The sequence below is a fragment of the Microbacterium sp. Leaf351 genome, from assembly GCF_001423825.1.
GTDB lineage: Bacteria > Actinomycetota > Actinomycetes > Actinomycetales > Microbacteriaceae > Microbacterium > Microbacterium ginsengisoli.
In genome coordinates this window covers 58,662-59,878 of the sequence record NZ_LMPK01000018.1, presented here as the reverse complement: position 1 = coordinate 59,878, position 1,217 = coordinate 58,662, and the positions used below count along the sequence as shown (strand labels likewise).

Sequence of the window (1,217 nt, the reverse complement as noted above, 5' to 3'; positions counted from 1 at the left end):
GAGACCGTCACCGTCGTGAGCGCCTACGTGCACTCCGGGGAGGACGGCACCCCGCGCCAGGACGCGAAGTACGGCTTCCTCGACGCGATGACCGAGCGCATGTCGCGCCTCGCCGCCGGCGGTGCGCTCGTGCTCGTCACGGGCGATCTGAACGTCGGCCACCGCCCGCTCGACATCAAGAACTGGCGAGGGAACCAGAAGAAGGCCGGCTTCCTGCTGAAGGAGCGGGCCTATGTCGACCGGTTCCTCGGCGACGAGGGCGCACAGGTCGTCGGTGTCGACGGCTCGACCGGCACCGGTCTCGGCTGGGTCGACATCGGCCGCCGTCATGCGGGAGAGGTCGAGGGTCCGTACACGTGGTGGTCGAACCGCGGTCAGGCGTTCGACAATGACACCGGCTGGCGCATCGACTACCACCTGGCGACCGCCGCGCTCGCGGCACGCGAGAGCGGCTACCACGTGGCGCGGGCGGCGACCTACGCCGAGCGGTGGAGTGATCACGCCCCGGTCGTCGCCGACTACGCGATCGGTCGCTGAGAGCGCACTGTCGTCATCTCGGCCCTGCCGATGCGGGGCCCGCCGCCGTCCGCATGCCGCGGGGCGCGGCATCCGACCGCCCTAGAATCGGGGAGTGACCAAAGCGCGTCTGTACTCGGGAATGCAGCCCTCCGCCGACTCTCTGCAGGTCGGCAACTACATCGGGGCCCTCCTGCAGTGGCGCGACCTTCAGGAGTCGTACGACGCGTACTTCTCGGTGGTCGACCTGCACGCGCTGACGCAGCCGTTCGACCCCGCCGAGATGCGTGAGAAGACCCGCCGAACGGCCGCGCAGTACATCGCGGCGGGCATCGAGCCCGCCAAGTCGACGCTGTACGTGCAGTCGCACGTCACCGCGCACGCCGAGCTCGCGTGGGTGCTCGGCACCCTCACCGGCTTCGGCGAGGCGAGCCGCATGACGCAGTTCAAGGACAAGTCGCAGCGCTACGGCACCGACGGCACCACGGTCGGACTCTTCACCTACCCGGTGCTGATGGCCGCCGACATCCTGCTCTTCCAGGCGTCGGTCGTGCCCGTCGGCGACGACCAGAAGCAGCACGTCGAACTCACCCGCGACCTCGCGGAGCGCTTCAACTCGAGGTTCGGCGAGACCTTCACCGTGCCCGTGCCGATGATCCAGCAGGAGACCGCACGCATCTACGACCTGCAGAACCCGACCG

Annotated in this window: 1 protein-coding gene and 1 pseudogene; both read left to right on the top strand. The window is 69.2% G+C overall.

Annotation, left to right across the window (positions count from 1 at the left end; translation table 11 throughout):
* Positions 1–537: pseudogene (locus ASG00_RS07090) on the top strand (exodeoxyribonuclease III); the annotation flags it as partial.
* Positions 538–658: 121 nt separating this feature from the next.
* The coding region (trpS, locus tag ASG00_RS17570; RefSeq protein WP_442922618.1) for a tryptophan--tRNA ligase at positions 659–1,217 on the top strand (559 nt) is incomplete at its 3' end.